This is a genomic window from Halorubrum sp. Ea1, assembly GCF_002252965.1.
Taxonomy (GTDB): domain Archaea; phylum Halobacteriota; class Halobacteria; order Halobacteriales; family Haloferacaceae; genus Halorubrum.
The window spans coordinates 38,501-54,092 of sequence record NZ_NHPG01000073.1 but is presented as its reverse complement, the minus strand read 5'-3'; the positions used below and the strand labels follow the sequence as shown (position 1 = coordinate 54,092).

At 69.3% G+C, this 15,592-nt stretch carries 15 protein-coding genes; 7 read left to right on the top strand and 8 right to left on the bottom strand.

What is annotated here, in order from left to right; all coding sequences use genetic code 11:
- Window positions 1-187: 187 nt before the first annotated feature.
- Window positions 188-610 (bottom strand): universal stress protein, encoded by a 423-nt coding sequence (locus DJ73_RS09485; RefSeq protein ID WP_094525531.1) that lies wholly within the window; start codon window positions 608-610, stop codon window positions 188-190.
- A 54-nt stretch (window positions 611-664) separates the two neighbouring features.
- Window positions 665-1,258 carry a hypothetical protein gene (locus tag DJ73_RS09480; RefSeq protein ID WP_141212682.1) on the bottom strand — a complete coding sequence of 198 codons (594 nt, stop codon included), beginning with the start codon at window positions 1,256-1,258 and terminating at the stop codon, window positions 665-667.
- 378 nt (window positions 1,259-1,636) lie between these two features.
- On the opposite strand from DJ73_RS09480, the gene DJ73_RS09475 reads away from it, so the two are divergent.
- Window positions 1,637-1,873 carry a hypothetical protein gene (locus tag DJ73_RS09475; protein WP_092566076.1) on the top strand — a complete coding sequence of 79 codons (237 nt, stop codon included), beginning with the start codon at window positions 1,637-1,639 and terminating at the stop codon, window positions 1,871-1,873.
- A gap of 34 nt (window positions 1,874-1,907) precedes the next feature.
- Here DJ73_RS09475 and DJ73_RS09470 read toward each other — a convergent pair whose 3' ends face one another.
- Complete coding sequence (locus DJ73_RS09470) at window positions 1,908-3,092, bottom strand: nitrate/nitrite transporter (protein ID WP_094525527.1); 1,185 nt, start codon at window positions 3,090-3,092, stop codon at window positions 1,908-1,910.
- A gap of 108 nt (window positions 3,093-3,200) precedes the next feature.
- Window positions 3,201-4,388, bottom strand: coding sequence for a Xaa-Pro peptidase family protein (locus tag DJ73_RS09465; protein WP_094557840.1), 1,188 nt, complete (start codon window positions 4,386-4,388; stop codon window positions 3,201-3,203).
- 311 nt (window positions 4,389-4,699) lie between these two features.
- Between DJ73_RS09465 and DJ73_RS09460 the strand changes: the two genes are divergently transcribed.
- The 3 genes from DJ73_RS09460 (at window position 4,700) to DJ73_RS09450 (ending at window position 8,798) form a co-directional block, all read left to right on the top strand.
- Window positions 4,700-5,671, top strand: coding sequence for a transcription initiation factor IIB family protein (locus DJ73_RS09460; RefSeq protein WP_094525525.1), 972 nt, complete (start codon window positions 4,700-4,702; stop codon window positions 5,669-5,671).
- A 130-nt stretch (window positions 5,672-5,801) separates the two neighbouring features.
- The gene (locus DJ73_RS09455; RefSeq protein ID WP_094557839.1) at window positions 5,802-6,275 is read left to right on the top strand and encodes an NUDIX hydrolase; all 474 of its coding nucleotides are present in this window, start codon (window positions 5,802-5,804) and stop codon (window positions 6,273-6,275) included.
- A gap of 144 nt (window positions 6,276-6,419) precedes the next feature.
- Complete coding sequence (locus DJ73_RS09450) at window positions 6,420-8,798, top strand: hypothetical protein (RefSeq protein ID WP_094557838.1); 2,379 nt, start codon at window positions 6,420-6,422, stop codon at window positions 8,796-8,798.
- A 163-nt stretch (window positions 8,799-8,961) separates the two neighbouring features.
- Here the strand turns inward: DJ73_RS09450 and DJ73_RS09445 are convergent, their stop codons facing one another.
- Window positions 8,962-9,267, bottom strand: a complete 306-nt coding sequence (locus DJ73_RS09445) for a hypothetical protein (RefSeq protein ID WP_004045854.1) — start codon at window positions 9,265-9,267, stop codon at window positions 8,962-8,964.
- A 336-nt stretch (window positions 9,268-9,603) separates the two neighbouring features.
- On the opposite strand from DJ73_RS09445, the gene DJ73_RS09440 reads away from it, so the two are divergent.
- Window positions 9,604-10,959 carry an adenylosuccinate synthase gene (locus tag DJ73_RS09440; RefSeq protein ID WP_094525522.1) on the top strand — a complete coding sequence of 452 codons (1,356 nt, stop codon included), beginning with the start codon at window positions 9,604-9,606 and terminating at the stop codon, window positions 10,957-10,959.
- A 160-nt stretch (window positions 10,960-11,119) separates the two neighbouring features.
- Here DJ73_RS09440 and DJ73_RS09435 read toward each other — a convergent pair whose 3' ends face one another.
- The 3 genes from DJ73_RS09435 to DJ73_RS09430 all read right to left on the bottom strand — a co-directional run bounded on the left by DJ73_RS09435 (window position 11,120) and on the right by DJ73_RS09430 (window position 13,776).
- Window positions 11,120-11,788, bottom strand: coding sequence for a helix-turn-helix domain-containing protein (locus DJ73_RS09435; protein ID WP_094525616.1), 669 nt, complete (start codon window positions 11,786-11,788; stop codon window positions 11,120-11,122).
- Window positions 11,789-12,095: 307 nt separating this feature from the next.
- Complete coding sequence (locus DJ73_RS20295) at window positions 12,096-12,233, bottom strand: hypothetical protein (protein WP_176451111.1); 138 nt, start codon at window positions 12,231-12,233, stop codon at window positions 12,096-12,098.
- A gap of 676 nt (window positions 12,234-12,909) precedes the next feature.
- The gene (locus tag DJ73_RS09430) at window positions 12,910-13,776 is read right to left on the bottom strand and encodes an aldo/keto reductase (RefSeq protein ID WP_094557837.1); all 867 of its coding nucleotides are present in this window, start codon (window positions 13,774-13,776) and stop codon (window positions 12,910-12,912) included.
- Window positions 13,777-13,910: 134 nt separating this feature from the next.
- On the opposite strand from DJ73_RS09430, the gene DJ73_RS09425 reads away from it, so the two are divergent.
- Both DJ73_RS09425 and DJ73_RS09420 read left to right on the top strand, forming a co-directional pair.
- Window positions 13,911-14,399, top strand: coding sequence for an Lrp/AsnC family transcriptional regulator (locus DJ73_RS09425; RefSeq protein ID WP_094525520.1), 489 nt, complete (start codon window positions 13,911-13,913; stop codon window positions 14,397-14,399).
- Window positions 14,396-15,538 carry a pyridoxal phosphate-dependent aminotransferase gene (locus DJ73_RS09420; RefSeq protein WP_094557836.1) on the top strand — a complete coding sequence of 381 codons (1,143 nt, stop codon included), beginning with the start codon at window positions 14,396-14,398 and terminating at the stop codon, window positions 15,536-15,538. The genes DJ73_RS09425 and DJ73_RS09420 overlap by 4 nt, the downstream gene beginning before the upstream one ends.
- Window positions 15,539-15,592: the final 54 nt, after the last annotated feature.

Genomic DNA, 15,592 nt, shown 5'->3' with positions numbered 1-15,592 from the left:
ACTCCCGAACTGTTCGGCGGTTTAAATACGGTCGCAAAACCACCGGGCCGGCGTCGGTGTCTTCCGAGTCGTCGTCGAACAACTGGGACAGCAGGGTCGCCGTCACGAGCGAAGGGCTCCGAGACGGTCGACGTGGCCAGACCGAGTTCGGACCGCTAAGCGACGGCGCTACTGGTCGGCGGACGCGTTATCGTCGAACCGCGAGCACGGGAGCGTTCGCGTGCCGGACGACCTCATCGGTGATGCTGCCGAAGACGATGCGTTCCGCTCCGCTTCGGCCCTTTGTACTCATCACTACGAGGTCGATATCGTTGTCGTCGACGTACTCCGTGATCACCCTCGCCGGGCTACCGACCTCGACAGCGATGGTCGCCTCGACATCGTCGGGCGCGGTTTTCGAGACAATCTTCTCAGCCGCCGACACTCGTTCGGTTCGCCGCTCGGCGAGCTCCGCTTCGTCACGCCCGGCGGTGCCGAGACCGCTCGCGAGTTCGACGATCGAGAGCACGTGTATCGCCGCGTCGTATCGCTCTGCGTGGCTGAATGCGTGTGTCGCGGCGCTGGTCGTCGCCTCGCTGCCGTCCGTCGGAAAGAGGATGGTCTCGTACATTCTGTGGGATCCGTCGAATCGTCGGTCGGTGTCGTTCGGATGGCGGTCGTTGAGTCACTGTCGACGGGCGATAAGCACTGCGTCGGCAAGCACGTCGTGGCCGATCGGAACAAGGTGAACGACCGCACCGATCGCGAAGATGTTCAGCGTGACGAACGCGCGTAGCGGGCCGAGGCTCCCCGCGAGGAGACCGAGCGTCACCACGCCGGTCGCGGCGTAGACGACGCGCTCTTGGTGTCGTATCTGTGGGCTCTCCCAGTTGTACAGTGCGGTGACGAGGTAGCCGATTCCGAGTACCGCCAACCACGGGTGCCAGTACGCGTACTGCAACATCGCGGACGGGACGAGGTCAGCGAGGGCGGCGACGTTAATGACGGTCGCGGCGACGTTCAGGCCACCCCAAACTAACCAGACGCGGTTCCGCCGTACGGTCGGTGTGGTATACGTCACGCCGAAGAACACGATTCCGACGGTCAACACCATCCAGACGACGACGATCGACTGGATCAGTCCGAACGGAGCGAGACCCGGGTTACGACTGAACAGCCACGAGATTCCCCATCCGAGAACGCCTTCGAGAAAGCCGAACAACAGCAGTCCGTCTCCGGGAAGCGGCGGCGACAACAGCCGCCGAAAGTACAGTACCAACGCGATCCGTGACCGGTGAAGTCGACCGGACCAGTCCGATGTTTCATTAGTCACGGGCGGTCTGGCCCCTGTAACCGGCAGTCGTCGATACCGCCTCGTTGCGGCGGCGCCAGTGGGACATACCGTATGGTAGAACGGGAGACGGAAAGTATCGGGGGTCGTTCGCTCGACCGCACGCGACAGCGACGTATAGTCGAGCGGTCGCGGGCCAAGCGATCGCGACCGAACGGCGACCAATATTCCCGTCCACTCTGTTCGGATCGTTGCTCACGGCGGGCCACCGGGTGAGCTCCGGTGCGTCGCGGCCCTCGATTTGCCCAGGTCTCCGGCGTCTCCGCCGAGGGAACGTTTAAAAGCGTCCGGCCGGAACGAGGGGGTATGCCAACCTTCGAACTGAACCTCTCGGACGACGTCTACGCGGAGTTCCAGCAGCTCGCCGACCAGGAGTTCGTCTCCGAGGAACAGGCCGCGGAGGACCTCATCGCCTCCGGCATCGAGGCGTACAACGTGAGCGTCGTCGACGACGAGCCGCGCGACGAGATGCTGGACGGCGCGGAGAACAACATGTTCGACACCGCCGAGGACCCCGGAAGCCTCGAAGACGACCGGCTGTAGGCGACCTCGGTCTCGTCCCGACTTTTCGTTCCCGTCAGTACCCCAGCCCCAGCGCTCGGTTCGCGAGCAGCGTGACCAGCCCGAGCGTCATCACGCCGGCGAGCAGGCCGAACGCGACGCCCCAGCCCGCGACGTCGGAGACGGTCCCGACGACGACGCTACCGGACGCGCCGAGCACCATGTAGGCCGTTCGGACGAGCCCGAACCCGGCGCCGCGCTCGGCGTCGGAGAGGAGGTCCATGAACCGGGACTGAACGGGCGCGCCCCACGACATCGCGACGCCGACGAGACAGACGGCGGCGACGGTGGGGCCGAGCCCGAGGTCGAAGCGCGCCGTCGCGACGAGGAGCCCGTAGCCGGCGATCCCCGCGCTCATCGTCCCCATCGCCGTCACGTCGCGACCGAACCGGTCGGAGAGCGAGCCCGTGACCGGTTGGGTCCCGCCGTGAACGAGGAAGTACAGCGAGAACAGCAGCGCCGACAGCGCCGTCGAGAGCCCGCTCCCGACGTCGAGGAACGTCGGGAGGAACGAGGCGGTCGCCTGCCACGAGAACGCGCCCATCGTCGCCAGCGCGGTCGTGTAGAGGATCGGCGGCCGCGAGAGCAGTTCGAGGAGCGGCGCGAGAGCGAACCGCTCGCGCATCGGCTGATCCGGGCGGATCGGCTCGGTGGGCCGCACCCGCCACGCGAACAGGGCGAACACGGGTACCGCGACGGCGACGCCGAGGAGGATGCCGGCGCGCCAGCCGTACCGGGAGCCGACGAGCGCGGCGAGGGGCGGCGCGGCGAGCCCGGCGATCGGGCCGCCCGCGACGTGGACGCCGATGGCGCGGCCGATGTCGTCGAACTGCTTCGCGAGGAACGTCGTCGCCACGGAGTAGTGGAGTCCGGCGCCCGCGCCGAGCGCCACGGTGAACAGGATGAAGACGGCGATCGACGGTGAGGCGGCGATCAGGAGCGAGGCGACCGCGGTGGCGCCGACCGCGGTCAGGATGACCGTGCGCTCCCCGTACCGGTCGCCGAGCACGCCGGAGGGGAACTGCGCCAGCGCGTACGCCAGCCACATCCCCGAGAGCGCGAGGCCGACCGTCGCGTTCGTGACGCCGAACCGCGCCGTGATCCGCGGGACCAGCGGGCTGATGGCCAGCCGCGCGACCATCGTCGCGGTGAACGCGAGCGTGCAGAGGGCGAGCGCCGTGTGCCGGTACCGCCAGTTCACGGTCGCCGTTCTCGACCCGGGTCAAAGCGGGTTCCGGTCGCGGCCAGTCGGGCCGAGTGTGGTGTGCGGTCGCCTCGCACGCACCGCGGACCGGACCGCCGAGCCCCGTCAGACCTCGAACGCGATCGGGTACTCGGTGAGGTTCTCGTACCCGTCCTCGGTGACGACCACGAGGTCCTCGATCCGGACCCCACCGACGTCCGGGTCGTACAGGCCGGGCTCGACGGTGATCACGTGACCGGGCTCCAACTCCCCGCCGCCGCTCGCGAGCCGGGGGGACTCGTGGACGTCGAGCCCGATCCCGTGGCCGGTGGAGTGGATGAACCCCGTCTCCGCCTCGGGGTCGGTGCGGAACGTCGGCTCGCCGGCCTCCTCGTACACCTCGCAGGCCGCGGCGTGGACGTCCTCGCCGGTCGCGCCCGGCTCGACGGCGTCGAGGGCGGCCGCCAGCGCGCGCTCGGTGAGGTCGTACCACTCCCGGAGCGCCGCCGGCGGCTCGCCGACGCAGAACGTCCGGGTCATGTCGGCGTTGTACTTCGTCGCCTTCGACCGCGGGAAGACGTCGACGATTATGGCCTCGTTCACTCGGAGCGGGCCGGAGCCGCGGTCGTGGGGGTCGGCCGCCTGCGCGCCGCCGGCGACGATCGTCTCGTCGAGCGCGCAGCCGTGACGGAGCAGCGTCGCCTCGATCTCCTCGGCGACGCGCTCGCTGGTGAGCGGCTCGCCGTCCGCGATCAGGAGCGTCCCGGGCTCGACGTCGGCGTCGGCGGACGCGGCTTCGCCGGCGACGTCCGCGCTCGCGAGCAGGTCCTCGGCGGCGCGCATCGCGGCCTCGTTCGCGCGCTGGGCCTCGCGGATCGCGTCGACCTCCTCGTCGGTCTTCACGGCGCGGACCTCCCGGAGGAGGTCGTCGCCGTCGACCGCGACGTCGACCCCGCGCTCCCGCATCGCGTCGGCGGTCCCGACCGGGCCGCGCGGCGGCATGAACACCGACTCGACGCCCTTGTCGCGGACGAACGCGGCGTACATGTCGTAGCGCTCCTCGCGCCCGCCGTACTCGTAGTCGTAGTCGGCGTGGCGCTCGACGGTGTCGGCGGCGGCCTCCGACCGCGCCCGCCCGTACTCCAGCCCCGAGACCAGCACGTGGACCTCGCCGTCGGCGTACAGCGTCAGGAACGGGTCCGGGCCGGTGAACCCGGAGAGGTACAGCTGGTTCGCGTCCTCCTGCGAGGCGTCGAGCAGGTAGCCGTCGGTCTCGAGGGCGGCGAGCGTCTCGTCGAGGCGTGTCCGGTTCATACGTCAGTTGCTCGGGCGACGCTCAAATCGGTTGTCCTCGCGGAACCGTGCGGGAGCCTCGAATCCCCGGTATCTCACGAAATATCTATATAGTAGCGATAGGCGAGCCGCCACGAAGCGCGCGCGACAGACCGACGGCCGAAAAATCACGGCTATTTTTGCCGTGGTGGCGCTCAAGACGCCCTCTTCCGTAGGTTTTCAGAATCGATATCGGCACAAGGATTTAAATACTCTCAGGCCTTACCCGTTAGTGAGGAGACTAACCGAGACGCGTCTCTCGGTCCCCTCGTTCCCTCCATTTGAACCAACCAATGAGCGAAAACGTTCGAACGTACACGGCGGAGCACGTCGACGACGAGGAGGAGACCGAGTCGTCGGACGAGGAACTGCGATGTCCAGAGTGCAGCGGCCAGCTCGCGACCGACACGGAGCACGGCGAGACGGTGTGTGTCGACTGCGGGCTCGTCGTCGAGGAGGACGAGATCGACCGCGGGCCGGAGTGGCGCGCGTTCGACTCCAAGGAGAAGGACAACAAGTCGCGCGTCGGCGCCCCGACGACGAACATGATGCACGACAAGGGGCTCTCGACGAACATCGGCTGGCAGGACAAGGACGCCTACGGCAAGTCCCTCTCCAGCCGGCAGCGCGAGAAGATGCAGCGGCTCCGCACCTGGAACGAGCGGTTCCGCACCCGCGACTCCAAGGAACGGAACCTGAAACAGGCGCTCGGCGAGGTCGACCGCATGGCCTCGGCGCTCGGCCTCCCGGACAACGTCCGCGAGACCGCCTCGGTCATCTACCGCCGCGCGCTCGACGAGGACCTCCTGCCCGGCCGCTCGATCGAGGGGGTCTCGACGGCCTCGCTGTACGCGGCCGCCCGGCAGGCCGGCACGCCGCGCAGCCTCGACGAGATCGCGGCCGTCTCCCGCGTCGAGAAGGACGAGATCGCCCGGACGTACCGCTACGTCGTCCGCGAACTCAAGCTGGAGATCCAGCCCGCGGACCCCGAGAGCTACGTCCCGCGGTTCGCCTCCGACCTCGGCCTCTCGGACGAGGCCGAGCGCCGCGCCCGGTCGCTGCTCGACACCGCGAAGTCGCAGGGGATCCACTCCGGCAAGTCGCCGGTCGGCCTCGCCGCCGCGGCGGTGTACGCCGCCTCGCTGCTGGTCAACGAGAAGGTGACTCAGAGCGAGGTCAGCGACGTCGCGAACATCAGCGAAGTGACCATCAGGAACCGGTACCACGAGCTGTTGGAGGCCGAGGACGGCGTCGCGCTGAGCTGATCGGCGCGCCGGACACGACGACCGCACGCGGTCGACGCTCCGCCCTTTCTGACCGACGTCCGGACGCTCGGGCGTCCGGACGCGGTTCCCCTTTCAGAACGCCCAAGCCCCCGCGGGCCGAGCGGCGCGTATGGAGACCACCCGTCACTTCACCGCGACGACGTACGTCGTCAACGACGGCGCGACCGCGCTCCACGCGCACGACCGGCTCGGGATCCGGCTCCCGCCGGGCGGCCACGTCGACCGCGACGAGCTCCCCCACGAGGCGGCGCTCCGCGAGGTCCGCGAGGAGACCGGGCTGGAGGCCGAGCTGGTCGCGACCGAGTCGTCGATCGAGGGGCCGAACACGCGCGGGCTCCCGGAGCCGGCCCACCTCATGCTCCACGACATCAACGTCCGCGAGGACGGGGCCGTGGGGCACCAACACGTCGACCACCTCTACTACGCCCGCGTCGGCTCCCGCGATATCGCGCCGAACGGCGACGACGAGGTCGACTCTGACGGGTGGCGCTGGTACACGCCGGCCGAACTGGCCGCGAGCGAGCTGCAGCCGGACGTGATCGAACTCGGCCGCGAGGCGATCGCGACCGTCGAGGAGCCGTAGTCGGTCGACGACCCGCGGGAGCGATCGCCGGAAACCCCGGGCCTGCGCGCCGGTCGGCACCGACTGGATCGGCTTCGATCGGCGTCAGACGGGCGTCTCACGGTCCGGAAGGTATTTGGGTCGTTGCAGGCGACATAAACCAAGATGGACGCGCAGCGACGATCGGAGATCACCGAGTGGGATTCCCGCGGGTTCTCGGGCGGATTCGCCGAACTCGGGCGCCTCGTCGACCGCGGATTCTCCGGCGCGGTGACCGACGGCACGGCGTGGCTGTTCGTGTTCGAGGGCCGCGTCGTCGGCGCGGTCGACGGCGACCTCGCGGACTTCTCGGAGGCCTCTGGCACGCTGTACGAGGCCCCCGAACCGGTCCTCCCGGTCCTGTTCGCCATGCAGGAGCGGGGCGGCGAGCCCCGGGCGCAGTACTACACGAACGACACCCCGCTCTCGGAGGCGGACCAGAAGCTCTCTCGCGGCGGGTTCACGGGCTACGTCGAGCTGTCGGAGAACGTGCTCTCCGGCGACTACTACGTCACGTACACGGCGGGCGAGTCGATGACCGCCGCGTACGTCGGCAACTCGCGACGCCTGGAGACGGGCGAGAAGGCGTTCTCGCTGGCCGACGACGAGGTCGGCATCTACACCGTCTACGAGGTCGACCTGAGCGTCAGGGAGATCCCGTCCGACGGCGACGCCGGAGCAGCCGAGTCCGGGGCCGCCTCGACAGCCGAACCGTCCCTCGACGGGTCGGCAGCGGCGGACCCCGAGCCGAGCGCTGCGGGCCGCGACGGCGACTCGGATCGAGACGACGTCACCGCGGCCGACGAGCCCGGTGACGCGGCGGCCGACGACGCCGACGGGAGTCCGGCGCGCCACGGAGTCGCCGGAAGCGAGAGGGCGGACGAGAGCCGCGAGAGTCCCGCTGGTCGGGACGAGACCGAAGCCGGCGGCGACGACGGACCGTCGCCCGTCAGGGTCGGCGGATCCGACGGCCGAGATACTGACGGTCGCGATACCGACGGCCGAGATACTGACGGCGAACGACGGGAAGCCAACGGAGAGCGCAGCGCAGACGCGGAACGTGGCGCGAACGAGGCGCGAAGCGCTGATGACGCCGCCCTCGACGCGGGCGCCGGCGCGGACGAACCGGCGAGCGACGCAGAGGCCGCGGCCACGTCGGACGCCCGCGACGATCGCGAGCTCTCCGACGCGGCCGCCGTCTCGGCGGACTCGGACCGGCCCGAGGGCGAGCCGCACCCGAGCGACGACGTGTTCTCCGAGGAGGAGGAGTGGCGCGAACAGAAGTCGATCCCCGCGTTGGACCCGTCGGAATCGAGCGACCCGCCGACCGGCCGCGACGGAAACGGGGGAGGCTCCGCCAGCGGCTCCCGGCGGTCCCGCGGATCGAACGGCGCCGCGCGGCGAAACGATCCCGAACCGGGCGGGCAGTCCGCGGGGGACGACTCTCCGGATCCGCGGTCGACGGCCGAGGCCGACTCGAACCGGTCCGCCGTGTCGCAGCGCTCGCGGGGCGCCGACGGATCGACCGGCGACGGACGGGGCCAGGATCGCCTGCGCCAGCTGAAGAGCGCGCTGGAGGAGTCGGAGCGGAAGCGCGAGTCGCTGGCGGCGGAGCTGGACGAGACCGTCGCGGACCGGGACGACGTCGAGGCCGAGCGCGACGAGCTGGCCGCCGAGGTGGACCGCTTGGAGTCGGAGCTCTCGACGCTCCGCGAGGAGCGCGACCGCCTGCGCGAGGAGCTCGCCGCGGCCCGCGACCGGCTCCCCGAGGGCGACCGCTCGCTGTCTCCCGCGGAGGCGCGGAGCGGGACGAACCTCTTCGTGCGGTACGATTCCAAGGGCGGCGCGACGCTCGAGGACGCCCACGACGGGGCGGTCGACCGCGACGCGCTCAGCGAGAACCTGCGGATCGAGCACCACACGAGCTTCGAGACGGACGGGCTCACGGTCGACGGGCGGCCGTACGAGGAGTTCCTGCGGGACACGATCGAGTACGGCTTCACCCGCTGGCTCGTCGAGGACCTCCCGTTCGAGGTGAGCGGGACCGGCAACCAGAGCGTTCTCCGCGACCTGTACGACGCGATCCCCGAGGTCGACCGGGCGGAGATCGGCGGCTCGGTGTCGATAGCGATCCGCGAGAACGGCGAGGAGACGCGAGAGCAGCGCGCGTTCGACCTCGTGTTGCGCGACCGGATGGGGAACCCCCTGTTCGTCGCCGACCTCAACGACAGCCGGGACCCGACCGCCGAGGGGACGCTGGAGTCCCTCGTGGGCAACGGCCGCGACATCGCGGAGTCGAACGACTCGTTCGCGGCTGCGTTCGCGGTGACTGAGAGCTTCTTCGAGCCGGGCGCGTTAGAGACGGCGAGCGACGCGGTCGGCGGCGGGCTGTTCAGCCGATCGAAGCGCGCCAGCTTCGTGAAGCTTTCGCGCAAGCAGGGGTACCACCTCTGTCTGGTCGAGGCCCGCGACGGCGGCTTCCACATGACCGTCCCCGACCTGTAGCTCGGCGCTGTTCGCGGCGGAGAGACGGCGACCCGTGACTCCGGGCGGGCGGCGAGAGAAACCGCGGCGGGCAATCAGAGTCGGGGCGAGAGACAACTGCGGCTGCGGTGACCCGAGATCGAAACGCGGACCCGCGGCCGGCGGCGCGTACGAACGGAGGCGTTCAGTTCTCGAGCTCGGCGGCGTCGTCGATCCGCATGGAGCCGAGCTTGTCGACCGTCTCGTCGAGCTTCTCGTCGAGCTCGTCGACGAACTCGTGGGTTCGCTCGGTGGTGATGGCGCCCTGGCTCGACGGCTCGATGAGGTTCTCCTCCTCGAGCACGCGCAGGGAGTACCGGACCTTGTGATGGGGGTATCCCGTCTCGTTCGACATCTTCACGATGCCGATCGGCTCGTTTTCGATGACCATCCGCAGGACTTGGAGGTGTCGTTCCAGCATGTCTACCTCCTTCTCTAGTCGATCTATCATGGCACATGTTAACTCGTCATGCCCCTGTTTAAAAGTTGCTGTCGTCGGCCGCCCCCGGGTCGCTCGATCCCCGACTTCGACGTGGCAGTAGTTAACGTGTTCGATCGATCGGGGACCGAGTGGTCGTGCGAATCGACGGCCGACTCCGCGAGCAGCGGCCCCGCGAATCGGTGGCGGAGTTCGTCGCTTCGCTCGTCGCGAGCCCGTCAGACGGGGATCTATCGCACGAACGGGCATACCTCATATGAGTACGCCGCAATCTGATGCACGTTCGTGGGGTGATCGCGTCCGCGGACCGTAATCTGTTTTACCCCCCGGAAGGAACCACCGGGCCGTATGACACTCACCATCGTCGGCTCCCAGCTGGGTGACGAGGGCAAGGGCGCGCTCGTCGACCGGTGGGGAGGGGACGCGGACGTCGTAGTCCGTTATCAGGGCGGCGACAACGCCGGCCACACCGTCGTCGAGGGGGGCGCGGAGTACAAGCTCTCGCTGGTACCGAGCGGTGCCGTCCGCGGCACGGTCGGCGTCCTCGGCAACGGCTGCGTCGTCAACCCGCGCACGCTGTTCAGCGAGATAGACGGCCTGCGCGAGCGCGGGCTCGACCCGGACGTGCGGGTCGCCCGCCGGGCGCACGTGATCCTGCCGTACCACCGCGTGCTGGACGGGATCGAAGAGGAGGTCAAGGCCGACGACGACGCCGGCGACGAGGTCGGCACGACCGGCCGCGGAATCGGGCCGACGTACGAGGACAAAGCGGGCCGCCGAGGGGTCCGGGTCGCCGACCTGCTCGACCCCGGCGTGCTCCGAGAGAAACTGGAGTACGCCGTCCCGCAGAAGCGCGCGATCGTCGAGGACGTGTACGGGCTCGAGATCGACGGCGATGAAGAGCGCGCCGAGGCGTTCGACGTCGACGCGCTCCACGAGGAGTTCGCCGCGATCGGAGAGCGCCTCGCCGACGAGGGGATGACGGTCAACTGCTCGGACTACCTCCACCGCCGCCACGAGGCCGGCGACGAGATCCTCTTCGAGGGCGCTCAGGGGACGCACATCGACGTCGACCACGGGAACTACCCGTTCGTCACGTCCTCGAATCCGACCGCCGGCGCCGCCGCGGTGGGCTCCGGGCTCGGGGTCACGAAGGTCGGCGACGGCGAGGTCGTCGGGATCGTGAAGGCGTACCTCTCCCGCGTCGGCGAGGGGCCGATGCCGACCGAGCTCGACGGGGACGCCGACGAGGAGGCGCTCGCCGACGACATCCGAGAGAAGGGCGGTGAGTTCGGCACCGTGACGGGTCGCCCCCGTCGGATCGGCTGGCTCGACCTCCCGATGCTGCGCCACGCGGCGCGCGTCTCCGGCTTCACGGGGCTCGCGGTCAATCACGTCGACGTGCTCGCCGGGCTCGACGGGCTGAAGGTGTGTACCGGCTACGAGCTAGATGGAGAGGAGATCGATACCGTCCCCACCACGACCGACCGATGGGAGCGGTGCGAACCGGTGTACGAGTCCCTCGACACCTGGGCGGAGTTCGACTCGGCCGCGGTCGCCGAGGAAGGCTACGACGCGCTCCCCGAGGCGGCCCGCGAGTACCTCGAGTTCGTCGCCGACGAGACCGACACGCCCGTCTACGCGGTCGGCGTCGGTCCCGACCGCGAGGAGACGGTCGAGCTGGTGAACCCGTTCGACGCGTAGGCCCCCGTCGCGGGCATACGTCGTTTGGTGCGACGCGTTCGACGGGTGTGAACTGGCCGTTCAGACGGCTCTCTCTGGCCATCCGACTTTCCGGACACTGAGGTCACACGCACGGTACGTCCCGGAGTCCTCGCGACACGCTCGCACTTGCGACGGGGGCTCACCTGTTCGGCTCTTCGCTGTCGTCCATCAGAGAGGAGATGATCAGTCGCTTGATTCCGCGCCGAAGGAGCCCGCTAGCCGCGGGCTGAGAGATGTCCAGGTCGGCGGCGACGTCACTGAGAGTCACGTCTCGGGGCTCTTCGAAATACCCCGCATCGACCGCGACGAGGAGCGCCTCCCGCTGGCTGTCGGTCAGTCCCGCGTCCGTGGTACCGATGCCATCGTACTCGTTGACACGCACGAGCTCGATACTGATGTCATTCCGTCGTGCGTAGTCCCACAGGCGAGTCAGATTCGCTCGCTCGGGCAGCCACACCGTCAGGTTCCACGCGCCACCCTCGTTTTCCATGTCGAGGATGACACCGCTCGCCGCCGAGACGACCGGCGAGACGATCGTTGCTTCGTCCGAATACTCCACGCTGTAAATCGCCCTCCCGTCGCCGGTTTCACGCAGGCGCTCGAACGCCCCGATTGTGTGATCGTTCCGCAATCCCCTCTCGAACCGACGGAGATCGGACGATTCCACGCGGTAAAAGAACCGCCCGGACGTCGGATCGGTGCCCGCCTCCGATACCGATTCGACGCTCGCACTGCTGTCGTGACGGACCGCGCCCGTGAGGACGATGTCGGCGTGCTCGACTCGGACGACCGCTTTAATATCGCTCATCGTTCTGTGAGGGAACTGCCTCCGGAGTTCCACCTCCGTGAGCGACGGGTGCCGAGGTGGTCGGCGCAAATCGACGATCGAACGCTCGCGACCGGCGTCAGTGCGGCGGTCGTTCGGTGAGTCCCGTCGCCCGGTTGGGCACGGCCTTCGGATACGCGGGTCGCGGTGATATACCTATGTCTCATACGTGTGCGGTTCGGACCGGGAGGGCGACTTGGGGACCGACACGGTGTCGGCCCGAACCGACCGGTCCGGTTCGGCTGTTCGAAGACCCTCCGGCGGACCCGTTCGCAGCGTTCTCGACTCGTCACCGTGGCGGCTTGAACAGCGTCGCGCGGACCCGGTCAAACCAATCGAGTGCGGCCGGGCGAGCGGACGCGGCAGGGAGGTAGAACTTCGGTTCGGTTCTGTCGGCGCCGTCGCGGACGCGGTCGTTCCGTGTCATACGGGTGGAACGTGGAGCCCGCGGCCCATCGGTCTCCGGCTTATGAGTATAACTCACTTATATACTAACGGCCGATCGCGCCCCTGCCGGCCGCCACTGGCGGCCACCTGCCGTACACGATGGCGGGGCGGTCGAGGTCGGTGAGAACGGCGGCCATCGTGACAACGGACGGCGAACGAGGGGTGTGGGTCGCGACCGTCATCGCCCGGGGGTCGGCGCGTCTCCGACCGAGAGAGACCTTCGACGTCAAAGCGATCGGGTGCTCCAACGGGCTCGATCGGCTCCGTCGTTACCGACCCGCACCCGGACGCCGTCGTTCACGGTACGGGGGTCGCGTCGTTCGACGTGAGTCCTCCGACGCGGGCCGTGCGTACCTCCGTCCGCGGTGCTAGCTCGCTCGACACACTCGTCGGCGACGGCCGCTCTGGCCGCCCGAACGGTGCTCCTGAAGCGGCGGCGGGTATCGACGGTCCACGCGAACGGCCCGCGCCGGTCGTCGCCGAAGACGGCCGTTCCGGACCGTGAGGTCCAAGCGCCCGCGCCGCTAGCCGCCGAACGATCCTGGACACCCCGCCACGGCGGCTGCCGTCCTGAGCGCGGGGAACTGACGCCGACGCACCCGAGGCCGGACGCCGTGAGAGGGCTCAGGAATCGGGGCGCATCGCTCGTCGGCGCTCTACGCCCGCAGATCGATCTCGTCCAGAGCTGTCATATCCTCGTCGGTCAGCGAGAGGTCGGCGGCCGCGACGTTCGTTTCGAGGTGTTCGACGCTCGACGTGCCCGGGATCGGGAGCGTCACGTCGGAGTGTTCGAGCAGCCACGCCAGCGCGACCTGCTGTGGCGTGGCGTCGCGACGCTCGGCGACCTCGTCGAGCACGGCGGCCGGCCCCTCCTGAAAGACCGCGTACATCGGCCCCCACGGGATGAACCCCACGTCGTCGCGCTCGCAGGCGCGGAGCACGTCCTCGTCGTCTCGGTGCCCGACGTTGTACCGGTTCTGGACGGTCGCGATATCGACGATCTCCGTCGCCGTCTCCAGCTGTTCGACGGTGACGTTCGAGAGGCCGACGTGGGCGATCTGCCCGGCGTCCTTCATCTCCGCGAAGGCGTGGACGGAGGCCTCGAAGTCGGTGTCCGGGTCGGGCCGATGGAACTGGTAGAGGTCGATCGTGTCGGCCCCGAGCCGGTCGAGGCTGCACAGCACCTGATTCTTCAGGAAGTCCGGGTCGCCGTGGGGGAGCCAGTCGCCCTCGCGGTTGCGGAGCAGCCCGGCCTTCGAGGCGACGACCACGTCGTCGGGGTCGCCGAGGGCCTCGCCGATCAGGCGTTCGCTGACGCCCGGCCCGTAGGAGTCGGCGGTGTCCACGAAGTCGACGCCGAGCTCGACGGCCCGCCGGAGGACCCGCTTGGCCTCCTCCTCGTCGGCCGGCCGCCCGATGATGTCCTCGCCCGTGACTCGCATCGCGCCGAAGCCGAGGCGGTTGACGGTCAGGTCGCCGCCGACGTCGAACGTCTCGCTCCGGGTCGTCGTCGCTGGTGACATGGCCGGGCGTACGCGTGCGGCCCCCAAAGTGGTAAGGATAGCGGAGGGGGGAGAGCGCCGACCGGCGCGCCGCGGCCGACGGCCCGTCTTGCGCGCGTCGCTACTCATAAACCGCCCCCGCGTGATCGTAAAGTATGGACGCCGAGCGCGAGGTACTCGACGTGTTGGCGCGGAACGCCCGCGAGGACATCGACGACATCGCGGCCCAGACGGGCCTCGACGCCGCCGCGGTAGAGGAGGCCATCGCGGCGCTGGAGGCGGACAACGTGGTCCACGGCTACCAGGCGGTCATCGACTGGGACCGCGTCGACGAGGGGAAGATCCGGGCGGTCGTCGAGATCAACGTGGAGCTCGACCGCGAAACGGGGTACGAGCAGGTCGCCGACCGAATCGCGAAGTTCCCGGCGGTCGACGCCCTCCACCTCGTTTCCGGTGACTACGACTTCGCCGTCGAGGTGCTCGGCGAGACGATGCAGGACGTCTCCCGGTTCATCTCCGAGCAGGTCGCGCCCATGCCGGAGGTCACCCAGACGGTGACTCACTACATCATGGAGACGTACAAGGACGGCGGGGTGCGGTTCGAGGACGGCGACGACGACGACCGCCTCTCCGTCTCGCCATGAGGCTCTCGGAGCGCGCGCGCGACCTCCCCGAGTCGGGGATCCGGAAGTTCTTCGAGCTCGCGGAGGCGCGCGACGACGTGATCTCGCTGGGCGTCGGCGAGCCGGACTTCTCGGCGCCGTGGGCGGCCCGGAACGCCGCGATCGACTCGCTCGAACGCGGGAAGACCTCCTACACGTCGAACCGCGGAATGGCCGCCCTCCGCGAGCGGATCGCGGCCCAACACGAGCGCTACGACCAGTCGTACGACCCGGCCGAGGAGGTGCTCGTCACCACCGGCGCGAGCGAGGCGGTCGACCTCGCCTTCCGCGCGCTCGTCGACCCCGGCGACACGGTCGCGGTCCACGAGCCGACGTACATCTCCTACGGCCCGGGGATCGAACTGGCCGGCGGCGAGCGGCTGACGGTCCCCACGCGGGCCGAGGACGACTTCGCGCTCACGCGGAGCGCGCTGGAGGCGTCGGGCGCCGCCGACACGGACCTCCTCGTCCTCTGTTACCCGAACAATCCGACCGGCGCGACCATGACCGACGAGCAGTACGCGGCGGTCGCCGCCTTCTGTCGCGAGAACGACATCCGGGTGATCGCCGACGAGATCTACGCCGCGCTCACGTACGGGACCGACCACGCCTCGATCGTCACGCGGCCGGGGATGCGCGAGCGCACCGTCGTCGTCAACGGCTTCTCGAAGGCGTACGCGATGACCGGCCTCCGGCTCGGGTACGCGCTCGGACCGACCGAGGCGATCGACGCGATGAACCGGATCCACCAGTACACGATGCTGTCGGCGCCGACGACGCCGCAGTACGCGGCGATCGAGGCGCTCGACCGCTGCGACGACGAAGTGACCGAGATGGTCGACGAGTACAACCGCCGCCGCCGACTCGTCGTCTCCCGGTTCAACGAGATGGGCCTCGACACGTTCGAGCCCGGCGGCGCCTTCTACGCCTTCCCCGACTGCGGGGGCGACGACGAGGTCTTCGCCGAGGAGCTGCTGGAGGCGCAGGGCGTCGCCGTCGTCCCCGGCTCCGTCTTCGGCGCGGGCGGCGAGGGCCACCTCCGGGTGTCGTACGCGACCTCGATGCGCGAGCTGAAGGAGGCGACCGACCGGATCGCGACGTTCGTCAACGGGCGTAACTGACGAGCGTCCGCCGAGCGCCCGCCGAGCGCGCCCGGTCGGTCTCGCTTCTCGGAG